At 44.7% G+C, this 16,812-nt stretch carries 18 protein-coding genes; 11 read left to right on the top strand and 7 right to left on the bottom strand.

All coding sequences use genetic code 11. The features are described from left to right. Positions 1 to 223 precede the first annotated feature (223 nt). Positions 224 to 1,000, top strand: coding sequence for an inositol-1-monophosphatase (gene suhB / locus AWH61_RS10695; protein ID WP_014950183.1), 777 nt, complete (start codon positions 224 to 226; stop codon positions 998 to 1,000). Positions 1,001 to 1,172: 172 nt separating this feature from the next. Here the strand turns inward: suhB and AWH61_RS10690 are convergent, their stop codons facing one another. Beyond that, positions 1,173 to 2,495, bottom strand: a complete 1,323-nt coding sequence (locus AWH61_RS10690) for an acyltransferase family protein (protein WP_249922639.1) — start codon at positions 2,493 to 2,495, stop codon at positions 1,173 to 1,175. 100 nt (positions 2,496 to 2,595) lie between these two features. On the opposite strand from AWH61_RS10690, the gene AWH61_RS10685 reads away from it, so the two are divergent. Continuing rightward, entirely contained in the window at positions 2,596 to 3,492 is an 897-nt protein-coding gene (locus tag AWH61_RS10685) for a LytR/AlgR family response regulator transcription factor (RefSeq protein ID WP_039228379.1), read from the top strand. 74 nt (positions 3,493 to 3,566) lie between these two features. Here AWH61_RS10685 and secF read toward each other — a convergent pair whose 3' ends face one another. The 6 genes from secF to AWH61_RS10655 all read right to left on the bottom strand — a co-directional run bounded on the left by secF (position 3,567) and on the right by AWH61_RS10655 (position 9,820). Beyond that, positions 3,567 to 4,508 (bottom strand): protein translocase subunit SecF, encoded by a 942-nt coding sequence (secF, locus tag AWH61_RS10680; RefSeq protein WP_014977044.1) that lies wholly within the window; start codon positions 4,506 to 4,508, stop codon positions 3,567 to 3,569. A 9-nt stretch (positions 4,509 to 4,517) separates the two neighbouring features. Then, positions 4,518 to 6,362, bottom strand: coding sequence for a protein translocase subunit SecD (gene secD / locus AWH61_RS10675; RefSeq protein ID WP_014950187.1), 1,845 nt, complete (start codon positions 6,360 to 6,362; stop codon positions 4,518 to 4,520). A 55-nt stretch (positions 6,363 to 6,417) separates the two neighbouring features. Beyond that, entirely contained in the window at positions 6,418 to 6,753 is a 336-nt protein-coding gene (yajC, locus tag AWH61_RS10670; RefSeq protein ID WP_075177052.1) for a preprotein translocase subunit YajC, read from the bottom strand. Positions 6,754 to 6,777: 24 nt separating this feature from the next. Beyond that, positions 6,778 to 7,890: a tRNA guanosine(34) transglycosylase Tgt gene (tgt, locus tag AWH61_RS10665; protein ID WP_014950189.1), complete on the bottom strand. Its 1,113-nt coding sequence runs from the start codon at positions 7,888 to 7,890 to the stop codon at positions 6,778 to 6,780. A gap of 173 nt (positions 7,891 to 8,063) precedes the next feature. Further along, the gene (gene queA, locus AWH61_RS10660) at positions 8,064 to 9,110 is read right to left on the bottom strand and encodes a tRNA preQ1(34) S-adenosylmethionine ribosyltransferase-isomerase QueA (protein WP_075177051.1); all 1,047 of its coding nucleotides are present in this window, start codon (positions 9,108 to 9,110) and stop codon (positions 8,064 to 8,066) included. A gap of 434 nt (positions 9,111 to 9,544) precedes the next feature. After that, on the bottom strand, positions 9,545 to 9,820 hold the full coding sequence (locus AWH61_RS10655; protein WP_014950191.1) for a DUF6471 domain-containing protein: 276 nt from the start codon (positions 9,818 to 9,820) through the stop codon (positions 9,545 to 9,547). Positions 9,821 to 10,088: 268 nt separating this feature from the next. Here AWH61_RS10655 and AWH61_RS10650 point away from each other — a divergent pair, with 268 nt between their 5' ends. The 9 genes from AWH61_RS10650 (at position 10,089) to AWH61_RS10610 (ending at position 16,630) form a co-directional block, all read left to right on the top strand. Continuing rightward, positions 10,089 to 10,478, top strand: coding sequence for a DUF2170 family protein (locus tag AWH61_RS10650; RefSeq protein WP_075177050.1), 390 nt, complete (start codon positions 10,089 to 10,091; stop codon positions 10,476 to 10,478). A gap of 23 nt (positions 10,479 to 10,501) precedes the next feature. Further along, a complete protein-coding gene (locus AWH61_RS10645; RefSeq protein WP_014950193.1) occupies positions 10,502 to 11,182 on the top strand; it encodes a PspA/IM30 family protein in 681 nt (226 codons plus the stop codon). Positions 11,183 to 11,330: 148 nt separating this feature from the next. Continuing rightward, positions 11,331 to 12,386: a potassium channel family protein gene (locus AWH61_RS10640; RefSeq protein WP_170826512.1), complete on the top strand. Its 1,056-nt coding sequence runs from the start codon at positions 11,331 to 11,333 to the stop codon at positions 12,384 to 12,386. Between the two features lie 11 nt (positions 12,387 to 12,397). Further along, the gene (locus AWH61_RS10635) at positions 12,398 to 13,042 is read left to right on the top strand and encodes a YjfK family protein (RefSeq protein WP_014979843.1); all 645 of its coding nucleotides are present in this window, start codon (positions 12,398 to 12,400) and stop codon (positions 13,040 to 13,042) included. A 16-nt stretch (positions 13,043 to 13,058) separates the two neighbouring features. Beyond that, the gene (locus tag AWH61_RS10630) at positions 13,059 to 13,475 is read left to right on the top strand and encodes a DUF350 domain-containing protein (protein WP_014950196.1); all 417 of its coding nucleotides are present in this window, start codon (positions 13,059 to 13,061) and stop codon (positions 13,473 to 13,475) included. Between the two features lie 10 nt (positions 13,476 to 13,485). Then, a complete protein-coding gene (locus AWH61_RS10625) occupies positions 13,486 to 14,154 on the top strand; it encodes a DUF1190 family protein (RefSeq protein ID WP_014977050.1) in 669 nt (222 codons plus the stop codon). Between the two features lie 2 nt (positions 14,155 to 14,156). Further along, complete coding sequence (locus tag AWH61_RS10620) at positions 14,157 to 15,323, top strand: glutathionylspermidine synthase family protein (protein WP_075177049.1); 1,167 nt, start codon at positions 14,157 to 14,159, stop codon at positions 15,321 to 15,323. A gap of 19 nt (positions 15,324 to 15,342) precedes the next feature. Next, on the top strand, positions 15,343 to 15,882 hold the full coding sequence (locus tag AWH61_RS10615; protein ID WP_014950199.1) for a rhomboid family intramembrane serine protease: 540 nt from the start codon (positions 15,343 to 15,345) through the stop codon (positions 15,880 to 15,882). 46 nt (positions 15,883 to 15,928) lie between these two features. Next, complete coding sequence (locus AWH61_RS10610; protein ID WP_014950200.1) at positions 15,929 to 16,630, top strand: VC0807 family protein; 702 nt, start codon at positions 15,929 to 15,931, stop codon at positions 16,628 to 16,630. Positions 16,631 to 16,812: the final 182 nt, after the last annotated feature.

Raw genomic sequence — 16,812 nt, 5'->3', positions numbered from 1 at the left:
GTCTTTAATTCGATATTACGCGCTTTTGGCGTACTATCTTACAGACCTTAATAGCGTTAAGTTTAACACAGCGGCAGTATAGATGGCTATTCACGCTATTGTGCTGGGAATTCATTTGCATCGCGCATAGATTCTGGTAGACTCCGCCCGTTTTCGAAAACAACTAGCTATTTTTTGTACAGTTAGTTTGTTTCATTGGTCTTTTACAATTGGTGGTTTATCTATGCATCCTATGCTGAATATTGCGGTGCGCGCTGCGCGTGCGGCTGGAACAGTTATTGTTCGTGGTTTTGAAAAACATAATGAAGTAGCAACAGAGTCAAAAGGCTTAAACGACTTCGTTACTCAAGTTGATAAAGAAGCAGAACAAGCAATTATTGCCAAAATTCAGCAGTCTTACCCGAACCATTGCTTCCTAGGCGAAGAATCGGGTGAAGTGTTGGGCACAGAAACTGATTATCAGTGGATCATCGATCCACTAGATGGCACCACTAACTTTGTAAAAGGCATTCCTCACTTTGCCGTTTCAATTGCACTTCTTCACAAAGGTCGCTTAGATCAAGCGGTTGTTTTCGACCCAATTCGCAGCGAACTATTTACTGCGAGCCGAGGTCAAGGCGCACAGCTTAACGGTTATCGTATTCGTGCTTCTAAGCCTCGTGACCTTTCTGAAACCATTATTGCTACTGGCTTACCGTTTAAGAACAAGTCTCAATTTGGCGAGTATGCACTAAGCCTTAACAAAATTTTCCACGAAGTGGGCGACATTCGCCGCGCAGGTAGTGCAGCGCTAGACCTTGCTTACGTTGCAGCTGGCCGCCACGACGGTTACTGGGAGCGCGGCATTAAATCTTGGGATATCGCAGCAGGTGAGCTTATTGTTCGTGAAGCTGGCGGATTGGTAACAGACTTTAAAGGCGGAAACGACCCGCTTCACAAAGGTGAAATTGTTGCTGGTAGCGTGAAGGTGGTTCAAGGCCTAGTTAAGCATCTTAAATAAGAATAATCTTAAGTAAGAGCAGCTTAAATAAATCGCTCGTAAGCACATAAACTGAGCCGATAAACCAAGCACAGTTAAACAGTAAAGGCGCTATGACACGAATGACGTGACATAGCGCCTTTTTCTTTTTCTCACTTATTGGTTTCGTTATACCTGCGGTAACACACCGCGATTACGCACACTTTACCTCTCGCTGAGTGGCTAGTGAGCTATGCGGACTGGTGTTTAACTTTAGGCCAAATAAAAATCTAAGTATTAAAAAGCGCTTGGCAACTTCGTATGTCAGTGCGCACCCCACAACGGTTATTAGCGTTATTAAAATAAATTCTCCGAGTGTCGACGATACACGGGAGCTCAAAAAGAACGCCGCCACCACAATTATCGTTTGATGCACCATATAGTAAGGCAACACGCCTTTGTTCAAATAGCTCACCACCTTACTCGGGTTAGACAAATATTTTCGACCAAACCCCAATATTGCTGCCAACCATGCCCAGTGATTAAGTACAACGATTACACCAACCAAAACACGAAACCCATGAGACGACTCCATCAACTGCCCTGTAGGGCCTAGCAAGTCGTGTCGGTCTAAAATTATGACGCTGTAAAGTGCTATCGCAATGGTTAAGCTTACGTAACGGGACCTCATAATTGCAGCATACAATGCGGGTCTAAGCGCGACCACAATACCTACCAGCATCACAAAAAAGTACTTTGCATGACTATACCAATCATTAAGCAAGTCGTGAGACGTGGGATATGCTACTCGTAGCTCCAGCCATATGGCAGTCATGAACGTAACCACTAACACGCTAAACAGCGCCAAGCTATCGAGTACTCTCAACGCCCTTACTTCCACAAATCTGATAAGCGGGAAAAACAGCAATATAAAAGCGCTATACACAAAAAGGTAAGGTAAAAACCAAAGGTGATTCCATGTCAGTAAGCCAATTACCGATTGTTTGTCGATAAACAAGTCAGTATTTGGATTGATGTAAGCAACGTAGAACTCGCTAAACGGCATGGCTAGTGCTCCGCTGACTGTCCACTCTGCATAAACTTGTGGCGCGACGATAACAAACATACCGAATACAAGAGGAATTAATATCCGCAACGCCCTCTTCCCCAGTAGTGAAAGAGATACACGCCAGCGAGAGGTCGTTTGGCCATAAGCGCGGCGCAGCACGACGGTAAATACCATGGCAGAGATCAAAAATAATAAAGACATACGCCATTGGTTGGTCAATATCATCACATCTTGTAGTAGTGGAAATTGCACGTCGCTTTTTATATGCCAGCCCCACTCTAAAACGTAATACATTCCGATGTGATAAAAAATGAGTACACCAAACGCGATGACACGCAGTGCATCCAACTCGAAATAGCGCTGAGTGACAGGACTCTCGACCACGGCCTTCTCTCTCGCCTCCCCCTTTGAAGTTCTGTTAACAAACGTTGCTTCTTGATCAACATATGCTTGCGTCAATGTCCTCACTCCTATTCAATAGTGTTTAACTAACGTGTTGCATCTAATGCGATAGACGTCCGACAGCAAACGCCTAAGTGACGAGAATTAAGGGAAAAAGGGTTAAGCGGTGAATAACTGGGATGAAAAATGGAGTCAGTTTCTTAGGGATTCTGAATCAAAACATAAATACGCTGCATTTGTTTTGCTTACAGCCTATTTGTTTATAAACAATTCAATCAATGCTGCGTCTAGTTGGACTGAATTTTCTCGAAGCGACAATAACAGCGTAGCACTTTGGGAGCCGTACGTTTGGGAATACTCGAGTGCTTTGAGCACCGCTTTGCTCGTCATCCCATTAATTATCGCTATACGTATACTCGATCAGAAGGTAAAAGTGGGAGCGACATGGCTTGGGTGGCATTTTGCCTTCGCCAGTTTATTTTCAGTAGCCCATGTATCATTAATGGTAGCATTTCGAAAGCTCGTCTATTTATTCTCTGAACGCAATTATGACTTTGGGATATGGCTCAATGAGTTCATCTACGAATATCGAAAGGATGTATGGGGCTATATTACTCTGATTACTTTTTACTATATTGCACGGTTTGGCTATCAACGCTTAATTGGTGAAGCATCACCTATTAGACGCGACACATCACAGATAACGAATGACAACGTGGCCAGCACCTTACCTGACTATTTATTGGTAAAAAAGCTCAATAAGGAGTTTTTGGTTCAAGTCACTGACATACAGCGAGTAGAAGCCTCAGGAAATTACATTAACCTCCATACTCACGTGGGCGTTTACCCCTTGCGTTATACCCTTGGCCGGTTTTGTGAAGAAGGAGCGCATCAAGGCTTTATGCGAGTGCACCGGTCGCACGCAGTGCGAATACCTGCCATTGTGTCTATAAGTTATGAAGAAACAGGGGATGGAACAATAATGCTCAATAACGGTCAATCAGTAGCGCTTTCCAGGCGATATAAAGATGATCTGAAACAAGCATTAGCCCCCAATCAATAGTAAATTCCACTTTTGATAAAGCATAAAAAAACCGCATCGTAGATGCGGTTTTTGTACGTTTCAAGCGTGTAAAACTAAGGCATAGGATCTAAATCTGCGCCTTCCTTTTCCACTTGTGGTGGCATTAGGTCTTCTTTACTAATACCCAATGCAAGTGCCACTGAACTTGCGATATACACCGATGAGTAAGTACCAACCACTACACCGAACAACAAGGCGGTTGCAAATCCGTGAATAAGCGCCCCACCCTTGTAGAATAGTGCAACCAATACCAACACCGTGGTTAATGATGTGATGATAGTACGGTTTAGGGTTTGCGTTAGCGAGATGTTGATAATCTCAACAGGCTCACCTTTACGAATTTTGCGGAAGTTCTCACGAATACGGTCACACACAACGATGGTATCGTTAAGTGAATAACCAATTACCGCTAGTACCGCTGCAAGTACCGTAAGGTCAAACTCGATTTGAAGTACTGAAAACAAACCCAGCGTAAGTATAACGTCGTGAGCTAGTGCCGACACTGACCCTAGAGCGAATCGCCATTCAAATCGCATCGCGACATAAACTAGAATACACAAGAGTGCGACTAGCATCGCAAGGCCGCCCTGTTCGGTAAGCTCTTCACCTACGTTAGGACCTACGAACTCGATACGACGCATATCAACCTCAGTACCGTCAGCGCGCAAGGCAGCTAGTACCTGTTCACCAATAGTCACGGCTTTAACGCCATCACGAGGAGCAATGCGGATAAGTACATCTTGGCTGCTGCCAAAGTTTTGCACTATAGCATCTTCAAAGTTCGCTTCGTTTAGCTGGGCGCGAATGCCTTCTAAGTTAGCAGCGTCCTCATAGCCAACTTCAATTAGCGTACCGCCAGTGAAGTCTAGCCCCCAGTTAAGGCTATTAACGCCTAGCGACACGAACGAACCTAAAATGAGTACCGTTGATAACACCATCGCAGGAATGCGAAGGCGCATAAAATTGACGGTATCGGATAGTTTTAATAATTGCATGTTACTTCCTTAAATCGCCAATTTCTCTACGCGTCGACCGCCCCATACTGCGTTAACAATAACGCGCGTAACAAGGATTGCGGTAAACATCGAGGTTGCTATACCAATCATCAGTGTAATCGAGAAGCCTTTAATTGGGCCTGTGCCCACGGCAAACAGGATTAAGCCTGCAATGAAGGTGGTAATGTTAGCATCTAGAATGGTAGAAAAAGCACTGTCGTAACCTTGATGAATGGCATGCTGTGGGCTGCGGCCATCACGTATCTCTTCTCGTATACGCTCAAAGATAAGCACGTTTGCATCTACCGCCATACCAACGGTCAGTACAATACCTGCCATACCCGGTAGCGTAAGCGTTGCACCAGGGATCATCGACATAATGCCCACAATCATAACTAGGTTTGTAATCAGAGCGATGTTCGCTACCACACCAAACGCTTTGTAGTAAATCAACATGAAAACAAGTACCGCTGCCAGACCATACATAATAGCCTGCATGCCCAGCTCAATGTTTTCTTTACCCAAGCTTGGTCCAACCGTACGCTCTTCAACAATTTGAATTGGCGCAATCAATGCACCTGCGCGAAGTAGCAACGCTAAGTCACGGGCTTCCTTCGGTGAATCAAGACCTGTGATTTGGAACTTGCTACCCAGTTGCGCACGAATAGTCGCAACCGAGATCACTTGCTCGTGTTTTTCAAACACTAGCTTGCCGTCTTTGTTACGTTCGCCAGTCGACTTGTATTCGATAAACACCGTAGCCATTGGTTTACCAATGTTCCCACGAGTTGAGCGAGACATCTTATTACCGCCTTCAGAATCAAGCGAGATGTTTACGTTCGGAAGTCCGTACTCATCAACACCGCTATTCGCATCAATAATATGGCTACCGGTAAGCATAATACGCTTTTCAAGTAGCTGAGGAATGCCTTGCTGATCTTCAATCACTTGAGAGCCAGGAGGAACGCGGCCGTTCAATGCATCACGGATATCGTTCTTCTGATCTACCATGCGAAATTCTAGTGTTGCTGTGGCATTAAGAATCTCTTTCGCACGGGCGGTGTCTTGAATACCTGGAAGCTGCACAACGATGCGATCAGCACCTTGCTTTTGTACAAGCGGCTCAGCCACACCAAGTTGGTTTACACGGTTACGAATAATGGTAATGTTTTGCTTAACCGCGTTGTCGCGAATTTCCTGAAGCTTGCTTTCAGCAAAAATAGCGCGAAGTGTTAAGTCGTCCACCTGGTTAAAGGTAAGGTCGCGACTTTGGTTGCGCAAAAAGAACTCTGCCTTGTCTAGCGCATCTTCATCACGGAACGTAATGTCGATATGATCGTCAACCTGTTTTACACCGCGATAACGAATGCCTTCTTCACGCAGTGATGTACGGAAACCACCCTCTGCGTCTTCTAGCGACTTAGCAATCACTTCGGTCATATCCACTTCCATCAAGAAGTGAACACCACCGCGAAGGTCAAGACCTAGCTTCATTGGCGCGCCACCTAGGCCTTCAAGCCATTCTGGCGTGTCAGGGGCAAGGTTCATAGCCACGTAGTAGTCATCACCAAGCGCCTTTTCAAGCGTTTCGCGCGTTACAAGCTGGGTGTCAGAATCCGAAACGCGAACTAATATTTGTTCGTTCTCAAACTCAACACGTTTTGGAGAGATATTCTTTTCACTTAGCGCGGCTTTTACTTGTTCCACTGTGGCGTCAGTTACCACAGCGTCACGGCCTGCTGAGATTTGTACGGCGTGATCTTCACCGTAAATGTTAGGAAGCGCATAAAGTGCACACATTGCAACCACAATGAGTGCACTCAGTACTTTCCAAATAGAGTTTTTGTTTAGCACTGGATAATCCTTTCGTGCCAGTACCGGGAAGCGTCCCGGCCCCGGCTTTTGTTACTTACAGTGACTTCATCGTGCCTTTAGGCAGCACAGCAGTTACTGAAGACTTCTGAACAACGATGTTGTTTGAATCGTTAAGTGCAACTTCAATGAAGTCTTTTTCTTCTGACACTTTAGTGATTTTTCCAACCAAACCACCTTGTGTTAACACTTCATCGCCTTTGCTTAGTGACGATACTAGGTTTTTATGCTCTTTTACACGCTTAGCCTGTGGACGGTAAAGCAAGAAGTAAAAGATTAAACCAAATACAGCTAGCATGATGATCATTTCCATGCCGCCACTTTGCGGCGCACCAGCAGACTGTGCGTAAGCGTTAGAGATAAATAGGCTCATAAAATTCCCCAAATATTATCGTTGTTATAGTGCCGGAACCGGCAACCCTTTTTGTTCATAAAATTCTTGTACAAACTCATCAAGCGTACCTGCGTCAATCGCATCGCGAAGACCCTGCATCACGCGCTGATAGTAGCGAAGGTTATGGATGGTGTTTAAGCGCGCACCCAAGATTTCGTTACACTTGTCCAAATGATGTAGATAAGAGCGAGAATAGTTTTTACAAGTGTAGCAATCACAATTCTCATCTAATGGCGAGGTGTCGTTTCTGTGTTTCGCATTGCGAATCTTCACTACGCCTTCAGTCACAAACAGGTGACCGTTTCGGGCGTTACGCGTGGGCATTACACAGTCAAACATATCGATACCGCGACGCACAGACTCTACCAAATCTTCAGGTTTACCCACGCCCATTAAATAGCGAGGTTTATCTTCCGGAATTTTAGGCGCGGTATGATCGATAATGCGGATCATATCTTCTTTCGGCTCACCTACTGAAAGACCACCAATGGCGTAACCGTCGAAGCCAATAGCTTCAAGGCCAGCAAGTGAAACGTCGCGCAGACCTTCGTACATACCGCCTTGAATGATACCAAACAGTGCCGCTGGGTTATCGCCATGGGCTTCTTTACTACGTTTGGCCCAACGTAGCGACATTTCCATTGAAACGCGCGCTTCTTGTTCAGTAGCGGGATACGGCGTGCACTCATCAAAAATCATCACGATGTCAGAGCCCAAATCGCGCTGAACTTCCATCGATTTTTCAGGCGTAAGTAAAATCTTTTCGCCGTTTATCGGAGAGCGGAATGTTACACCTTCTTCGGTAATTTTACGCAAATCACCCAAGCTAAACACTTGGAAGCCGCCCGAATCCGTAAGGATTGGCTTGTCCCAATTCATGAAGTCGTGCAGGTCGCCATGCTGGCGAATAATGCCCGTACCAGGACGCAGCATCAGGTGAAACGTGTTTCCAAGACAGATGTGTGCACCGCTGTCTTTTAATTCTTCAGGGGTCATTCCCTTAACGGTACCGTATGTACCTACGGGCATGAACGCTGGGGTTTCTACAACACCGCGTTCAAACACCAAACGACCGCGTCGTGCTCGGCCTTCGGTTTTTAACAACTCAAATTGCATGTGAAAGCATTCCCACTTTGGTGCGCTTTTGCGCTGGGTATAAAAATAAATTGGCGGCGATTATACCAGTAATTCGGCTGAGATCATGCCCCGTATCTATGTTTATCTGTAACTAAGCTAGAAAGGCCTGCAAAACACCGATTTAAACGCCTAATGTCCTTGGGCGGATGTGCTTAGGCGCGTTTAATAAACATAGAATCTCCATAGCTAAAGAATCGATATTCTTTCTCTATCGCTTCTTGATACGCCTTCATGACATTCTCTTTGCCAGCAAATGCGCTAATTAACATCATTAGCGTGGACTCTGGAAGGTGAAAGTTAGTGAACATTGCGTCTACCACTTTAAACTCAAAACCAGGGTAGATAAAAATCTCAGTATCTTCGTTAAATGGCGCAATAACTTCCTCGTCACCGCGCTCTGCACTTGCCTTTGCCGCTGACTCCAAAGAGCGTACAGAGGTTGTACCCACTGCAATAACGCGTTTACCGTTGGCCTTTGTGGTTAAAACAGCGTCAACAACGTCTTGTGGTACTTCGGCGAACTCTGCGTGCATCTTGTGCTCTTGAATATTATCAACGCGCACAGGCTGGAACGTACCCGCGCCAACGTGCAAAGTTACAAAGGCCAAATTCACGCCTTTTTCTTTTAACGCAGCCAGTATTGCATCGTCAAAGTGTAGTCCTGCAGTAGGCGCCGCTACCGCGCCCGGCTTTTGATTGTAAACGGTTTGATAGCGCTCTTTGTCTGAACTTTCATCGGGACGGTCGATGTAAGGAGGTAGCGGCATGTGGCCATGGGCTTCTAGCAGCGTTAATACGGTCTCATCGTGGTCAAACTGTAAAATAAATAGCGCATCGTCTCGCCCTGTCACCGTAACATTCACTTTTTCTTCAAGAATAAGCGTAGTTCCAGGTTTAGGTGCCTTGCTCGCGCGAACATGCGCCAACGCTGTATTGTCTGATGTTATACGTTCGATCAGAACTTCAACCTGTCCGCCCGTTTCCTTTTTGCCCAGTAAACGTGCAGGAATAACCCGCGTATTGTTGAACACCAAGAGGTCGCCTGGCTCTACAAATTTCAGCATGTCAGCGAACATCGTGTGCGCTACATTGCCAGTCTTCCCATCTAAATGTAACAAGCGACTCGCTGTACGTTGCTGAGTTGGGTATTTGGCGATAAGTTTTTCGGGTAGCTCGAAGCTAAAATCTGATAGTTTCATAAATACAACTAAATTACGGCATAAAAGTTAGACAAAAGTAGAATATTAAGTGTTATTTAAGTTGCAACTAAAGGCTAATAAAAATAGATCTACAGATTAAGCTAAAGTCAAAATAAAAACAAAAAATGTTTATTATCAACAAATTAAAAATTAACGTATATTATAAAATAACTTTATATTGAACAATATACGTACAATTCAATTTATTAAATAGCACTTAACTCCTTAAACGGTTAAGATACCTGCAGATAGTGATGATGTTCTCCCATAAACATTCCTTATCATTCGTACCCAGCACTTGCTGGGTATTTTTTTATCTGCTTATTTTCCCTGCCTACCTTCACTCATCGCAACGTTATTGCGAAGCTTCGATTCCTCTGCGCGACAGGTTAGTTGAATATCGATATCTTATAAACGGCGGTATTTTACGCTGTTTATTGCTGAAGATCAGTTAAGATTTCCTCTAAAAGCGCCGCATCTAATGGACGCGCCTTCAATACGTACAAAATCTGCAGAAGTAAATCGGCGCCCATAATACCTTTATTTACCTTATTTCTAAGATTATCTGCGCTTTGCTCCACGCCAATCTCTTCCAGCCTTTGGCTTAACGCTTGATATTTTACGCCGCGCACAGACATCTCAGATTTCACGACTCTTGCTACCGTTTGCCGCCACGCATTTTTAGCACCTTGCGTATTTCCAGTGTTCACACAGCCTCCAAAAACCACACAAATGTGATATATATTTTACAAAAACACACTTTTTTACACTTATAGCATGTATTTAATGTTGACGATTATGGCACAACAGGTCTACACTGCAAGTCTAGATATTGGCGAAGATGAAAATAGTCGTTACAGTAACTTCGGTGGTTAATACAGCAAAGTATCTGTTTTCAATAAAGTGCAGTTGTATAACACACTACTTACACGACATTCATTTTCACAACTATCGCTTCAATAATTAAAGGAGAAAGGTATGAGCTGGGAACTGGAAAGCATCGAAGCCTTATTTAAAGAGCATGATGACTTTGTGGTAACACGTGAGGAAAACTGCTTACTTATTGCTAATCAAGACGGCATAGATGCCTGGCTTGCTATCAGCGGAGAGCAGATCTTAGTAGAGAGTCTTTTGTTTGCAGCGTCGGAAGTAAAAGATAAGCCAGCGCTAGATCATGAAATATTGTCTACTCATATGGTGTTCCCTTTGACCACGGTAGGCATTTCAAACATTGGTGGTGAAGAGTACTACACTGCCTTTGGTGCGCTAAGTGCCCAGTCAAAAGCCGAAAGTATCGTTATTGAAGTGGAAACCCTGTTTCAGAATGTTGTATCTTTCTTAGATGCCTACGAAACACACCTTAACTAAAATTTACTTCTAAGGAGAAGCGAATGTCAGTGTGGAAAAAATTAGTAACTGCAGTAAAAGGTGGTGCAACCGAAGCTGCTCAATCTGTCGTAGACAGTCAGGCTATTCGAATTCTGGAACAAGAAATTAGAGAAGCCAAAGAAGAATTGCGTAAGTCAGACCATGCACGTACCCAAATCTTGGCAAAGTGTAAACTTTCTCAGCAAAAAGTGGATAGCTTCAATTCGTCAATTGCGGAATACGAAGCTCACGCGCGCAAGGCCATCGATAGCGACCGCCAACTCGCGCTAGACTGTGCGCAAAAGGTGTCTGAACTTAAAGAAGAACGAGACCAAGAACAAACATATCTTGATCAGTTCCAGCAGTCAGAAAAGCAGCTGGCACAAAATATCCAACAGGCGAAAGCGAATTTACGTCGCTTAGAGCAGCAAGTGGATATGGTAAAAGCCACTGAAAGCGTTCAGAAGGCGCAAGTAGCGGTTTCTTCACGCCACATGGGTGCGAATAGCAAAATGAAAACGGCGACAGAGTCACTGTCACGTATTCAAGATAAGCAAAAGATGCGCAATGCTGAACTACAAGCTGCAGAAGAGTTAGCAAATAATGAATCGAGCAGCGATCTAGAAAAACGTCTAGCCGAAGCGGGCATTAAAGGTGGTAAAACCTCGGCCGATGACGAGCTAGCGCGAATTCTAGGCAAGTAAGTTAGAAAAATGGGAGCTACGCGCTCCCATTTTTAATTCTTGTTACAATAATTTCCTGCGTAAATTACCGTTAAGTAAAGCGCTAACCTAGACAAATCAAGTACTTCAAGGCAGAGTAAGGGCACGCATAACAAGGGCTGTTTCTTTTATGTCTCCATGGATAAAACTGCGAAAAATCATGCTGCAATATTTTGCAGAATCACGCTGGTACACTATTGTCGGTGCCACCGCCTTTTACGCAGTAACAAGCTATTGGCTACTTTACGCTGCAGACGAGCACGATTTAATTACCAACGCCGACTTTATTTACTGGCTGGCGGTCACCGCCTCTACAGTGGGCTATGGTGATTTATCTCCCGTCACGCCAGCGGGAAAACTGGTTGTAGCGCTTTACGTCATACCGCTTGGTTTGAGTATCTTCGCCATGGTAATTGGCCGGATTGCAGCTTGGGTTTCATTAACGTGGAAGAAAGGATTGTTGGGTATGAATAGCTTGATGCTAGATGAACATATCTTAGTAATTGGGTGGAATGAGCAGCGTACTATGCTACTGCTTGATTTAATACTTCAAGAACGCGATGCCATGCCAGAGCGCCCTGATATTGTGCTGTGTGTGAAGGCCGATATCACTAACCCCATGCCTGGCGTGATTGAGTTCGTGAAGGTAGATTCGTTTAACAAAGACGAAGATATGGATCGCGCCTGCGTGTCCACCGCCCGAACTATTCTTATCGATAACCCACAAGACGATGTCACCATGACTACCGCGCTGTATTGTACTAAGCGTAATCCTGATGCACATCAGGTGGCTTATTTTGATGATGATAGCCTAGTCAGCTTACTTCAGGATCACTGTCCTAAAGTGGAGTGTACACCGAGCGTGGCAATAGAAATGTTAGTTAAAGCCGCTTTTGATCCTGGTTCAAGTATGCTTCATCACGACTTGCTGAGTATTGAAGAAGGCCAGGCGCAATTTTCAGTAAAAATCCCAGAAAGTAGCCACGCCATCTCTGTTGCTAAGTTATTCATTAATTTGAAACGTAAACACGATGCCATCTTTATTGGTTATGCGCCAAATGGCCTTGTGAAAGAAATGGTGGTAAACCCACCGTTGGACGTTACGTTAAACCCGGGTGACACTTTGTTCTACATTGCTGAGCGCCGCATTAACGCAATTAACTGGTCTTCCCTAGACGCTGATTAAGAGGCGTAAACATGTTTAGTAAATTATTTAAAAAATCAGAACCTAAAAAACCTAAGTCGCCAGAAATAATGGGGCTTTATTTAGGTGGCTCTTTCGAGTTAGATAACTTGAAACTTTCGCTATTAGAACCTGAGCTCACTATTGAAGGCGCAGCCCGTTCTCAATTAATTCAAGCGGTAGGTGAAGCCCCCTTAGATACAGGTGGCACTCTGCTTCGCTTTTACACCGACGACGATGGATTTTTACAGGTGGTCACCGACGGCGGCTTGTCTGAGAATCACATTACCGATGTTAAGCTGTGGCACTTTTATGAAACGAAAACCATTGGTAATACTGCTCAGTGGAACGAATGCTTGAAAAACGTTATCAGCCAGCCCACCTATGAGCTTGACGGCAAGGTCTATACCCGCGTGTGGGGGGCAGTGGGCGATGAGTCACCGCCTGTTGCCGTCACTGAAACTACCTATGAAGAAGATGGTGATGTGAGTACCACCGATCAGTTTATGATGCTGTATGAACGCCCAATCAGTAATGACAGAGTTGAAACCCTGCTTGTTGTGGGTGAAGAAAAGCAAGTAGGTAATAATTTAGATAGATGTTTGGTGATTTCAACGGGGTTTGATGTTGAACCTGCAGATATCACTATAAACGGTTAATAAAAAGGGAATAACTATGGATACGATCATGCAATCTTTGGCTGGCCTGGATAACTTTGCGCTTTACTTCGGCTTGTCGATTGTTTTTTTGTTTATCTTCAAATTGGTGTACGCCTTGGTCACACCTCACGATGAATGGAAGCTGGTAAAAGAAGAGAAAAACGTTGCCGCTGCCATCGGCTTTGGTGGTGCTATAATCGGTTTTGCTATCGCCCTTGGCAGCGCAGCTTCAAACTCGGTTGCTGTAGTAGATTTTGCTATTTGGGCGCTTGTTGCTGTGATTGCACAATCCCTAGCGTTTGCCATTTTGCGTTTCAGCTTTATGCCGAAAATCGCTGAGCGCATAAACAATAACGAAGTTTCTGCGGGTGTTATGCTTGCCAGCATGTCTATTGCCGTAGGCTTACTCAATGCCGCTTGCATGACCTATTAAGGGGGCAGCGATGACTGATAAACGAAACACTCAGCTTGATGTTGTTGATAGCGTGCAAGGTGAGAAGCCCGCATTAAAACGCACCAAACATATTGACCTTGGTCGCATGCGCAAAGGTTTTAGCGTGAAGCCTTTAGCATTGGGTGTGGCCAGCGTTATTTTAAGTGGTTGTGGCGGCGAAAAAGAAGACGCCACTATTTACACCTCGCTAGAAGACTGTAAACAGGATTTTCCTGATGCAGTAGAGCGTTGTGAAGCTGCCTACCAGACAGCGGTCGACGAGGCCATGCGCACCAGTCCGCGCTTTAGCTCTGAGTACGACTGCGAACATGAATTTGGCCCTAACCAGTGCCAATATGTGAATAATAGTAGCGGCAGCTTTTTCATGCCGTTCATGGCAGGCTACATGGTGAGCTCTCTGCTATCGCCAAATCGCTATTACTCACAGCCCTTATATACTTCCTATTCATATAATTCACCGTTTCGTTCACGCTGGATAACGGCAGACGGCTATGTGTTCGACGGTGACATTCGCAAAAGAAAATATCGCGTAAACAAAGACGTTTATAAGCCTAAGCCTACCGTGAACCGTACAATGAAACGAGGCGGGTTTGGTAGCAGCGTTCGTGCAAAATCGTCTTGGGGTAGCAGCAGCCGTAAAGGCGGCTGGGGCGGATAACTATGTTTAGAATGCCTTGCCAGCCTCGCAAAGGCTGGCAGCAGTTGGCTAACGAGTTTGGTTTTCATTTCCACACCATGTATGGTGAGCCGTATTGGGATGAAAGTGCCTACTACCAATTCACGCTAGCGCAAATTGAAAACGACATTGAAGACCCCACAGCCGAACTACATCAAATGTGCTTGGCAGTGACCGAAGATGTGGTTAATAGTGAGGAATTACTTACTCGTTTTCGAATTCCAGAGCAACATTGGGACTTAGTAAGAAACAGCTGGCAGGAAAGAGCCCCCAGTTTGTATTCACGCCTTGACCTTGTCTACAACGGCAAAGGGCCTGCTAAGCTGCTAGAAAATAATGCAGATACGCCCACCAGCTTGTATGAATCTGGGTTTTGGCAGTGGCTGTGGCTTTCACAAAATGTGGATGCCGGCAAACTCGCCCTGCACGCTGATCAGTTCAATAGCTTGCAAGAAAAACTAGTTCATCGCTTTCGCGAAATAGCATTGCACTACAACATTAATCAACTGCACATGGCGTGTTGTAAAGATACCGTAGAAGACCGCGGAACAGTGCAGTACCTACAAGACTGCGCTACAGAGGCCGGGCTTTTAGCTGACTTCATTTTTATTGAAGACATTGGGTTAGCGGACACGGGCGTTTTTACCGATCTTCAAGACGCGCCAATTACAGACTGCTTCAAGCTTTATCCTTGGGAGTTTATGCTGCGCGAAGAGTTTGGCGATGTGTTAGAAGATGCCCAAGTTAATTGGATAGAGCCCCCATGGAAATCGATAATTTCCAATAAAGCCTTGCTTCCTCAGCTTTGGAAGAAATTTGAAGGCCACCCTAACCTGCTTCCCGCTTATTTTTCAGATGAAATAAACACGAACACACTATCAGGAAAGTGGATTAAAAAGCCTCTATTTTCTAGGGAAGGCGCGAATGTTTCAATCATTGAAGGTGGAATTGAGAGTAGGCTTAGCGATGGTCCTTACGGCGAAGAAGGCTATATTGTTCAAGCATTTGAACCTTTACCCGTTTTTGAAGGTAACCATACACTCATAGGTAGTTGGTTGGTAGATGACATGCCAGCAGGTATTTCAGTAAGAGAAGATGGATCTGCTATTACCCAAGATCTCTCTCGCTACCTTCCTCATATTATTTTGTAATCTACTTTAGGGGCGTTCGATGAAGCCGCTTTCTTTCCAAATTCGCGTTCTACTGACGCTAGGTGCATTGTTAATCGTAATAGAAGTAGCAAACTTACTTACCGGCAATGCACTTAATCAGTTTGGTGTAGTGCCTCGTACACTTTCAACCTTGCCATATATATTCACAGCCCCTTTCCTTCACGGTACACCCACGCATTTGATGGCTAACTTGGTGCCTCTTTTGCTGTTCATGTGGCTTACTATGCAGTGGGGAAAACGCACGTTTCTTATCGCTACGCTAAGCGCACTGCTTATAGGTGGTTTGGGCGTGTGGCTGTTCGGTAGAAGCGCTACGCATATTGGCGCGAGCGGCATGGTATATGGCTACTTCGGCTTCCTCGTGCTAGCAGGGTTTAGAAGTAACAAAGTGCGGTATTTGCTTATTTCACTAGTAGTTGCAGCGCTATACGGAGGAATGCTGGTTGGTGTGCTTCCCACATCCAAATTTATTTCCTTTGAATATCATCTGTTTGGCTTTATTGGCGGCTTATTTGCCGCATGGCACTGGGCACGCTAATTAGTTTACGTATAATTAGCCTCAAGATAAGACGTTGTAATTAGATATGTCAGCAGTACAAGAACCTACACAAAAAAACCAAGGCTTTTTCGGCAACCTCGCGTTTAACATTGTTATTCCTGTGGTGCTAATGAGCTATGCAAGTTCGGAAGATTACCTAGGCCCTGCGTGGAGCATTGTGGCGGCACTCAGCTTTCCTATTGGTTATGGCCTATGGGATTTAAAAGAGTCGGGAAAGGTCAACGGCTTTTCCATTTTAGGCATTATCAGCGTACTACTTACCGGCGGGTTTAGCTTACTTAAACTGCCCGCAGAGTATATTGCGATAAAAGAAGCCGCTATCCCAGGCATTATCGGTATTGCTGTACTGGTAACCCAATACTCCAATAAACCCTTGGTCAAAATGCTTATTTTGAACGACCAAATCATAAACTGGCCACACCTAAACCAAGTTCTTGATGCGAAAGGAAAGCAGAGCGAGTTTAAAAAGAAAGTCGCGGTTAGCTCTTACATCGTAGCCAGTTCGTTTTTCCTCTCTTCTGCACTTAACTATATTTTAGCTAAAATGATTTTGGTCAGTGAGCCGGGCACTACGGCATACACTGAAGAGCTTGGCCGAATGACTGCGCTTAGCTATCCAGTCATTGTGATCCCGAGCATGATTTTGCTTATTGCAGCGCTCTGGTATTTATTCGCTCAAATCAAAAAAATTACTGGCGAAGAACTCGATAACTTTATTAATCAGTAAAAAGACAATCGATAAGGGGCTTAACGCCCCTTTAACATGCCCTTCCCTACGACTGAAGCTATTACATAATCTGTAATTTAGGCGACTAAAGCAATTTCCTGAAACGCAGAAGAATACTAGCCATCAAATTCCCACACCGCTTTTAACCAAAAAGCGTGAGTATTACGTATACTCTCAATGAT

Source organism: Alteromonas sp. W12 (genome assembly GCF_001924945.1).
Classification (GTDB): Bacteria; Pseudomonadota; Gammaproteobacteria; order Enterobacterales; family Alteromonadaceae; genus Alteromonas; species Alteromonas macleodii.
This window is presented reverse-complemented; position numbering and strand designations above follow the sequence as displayed.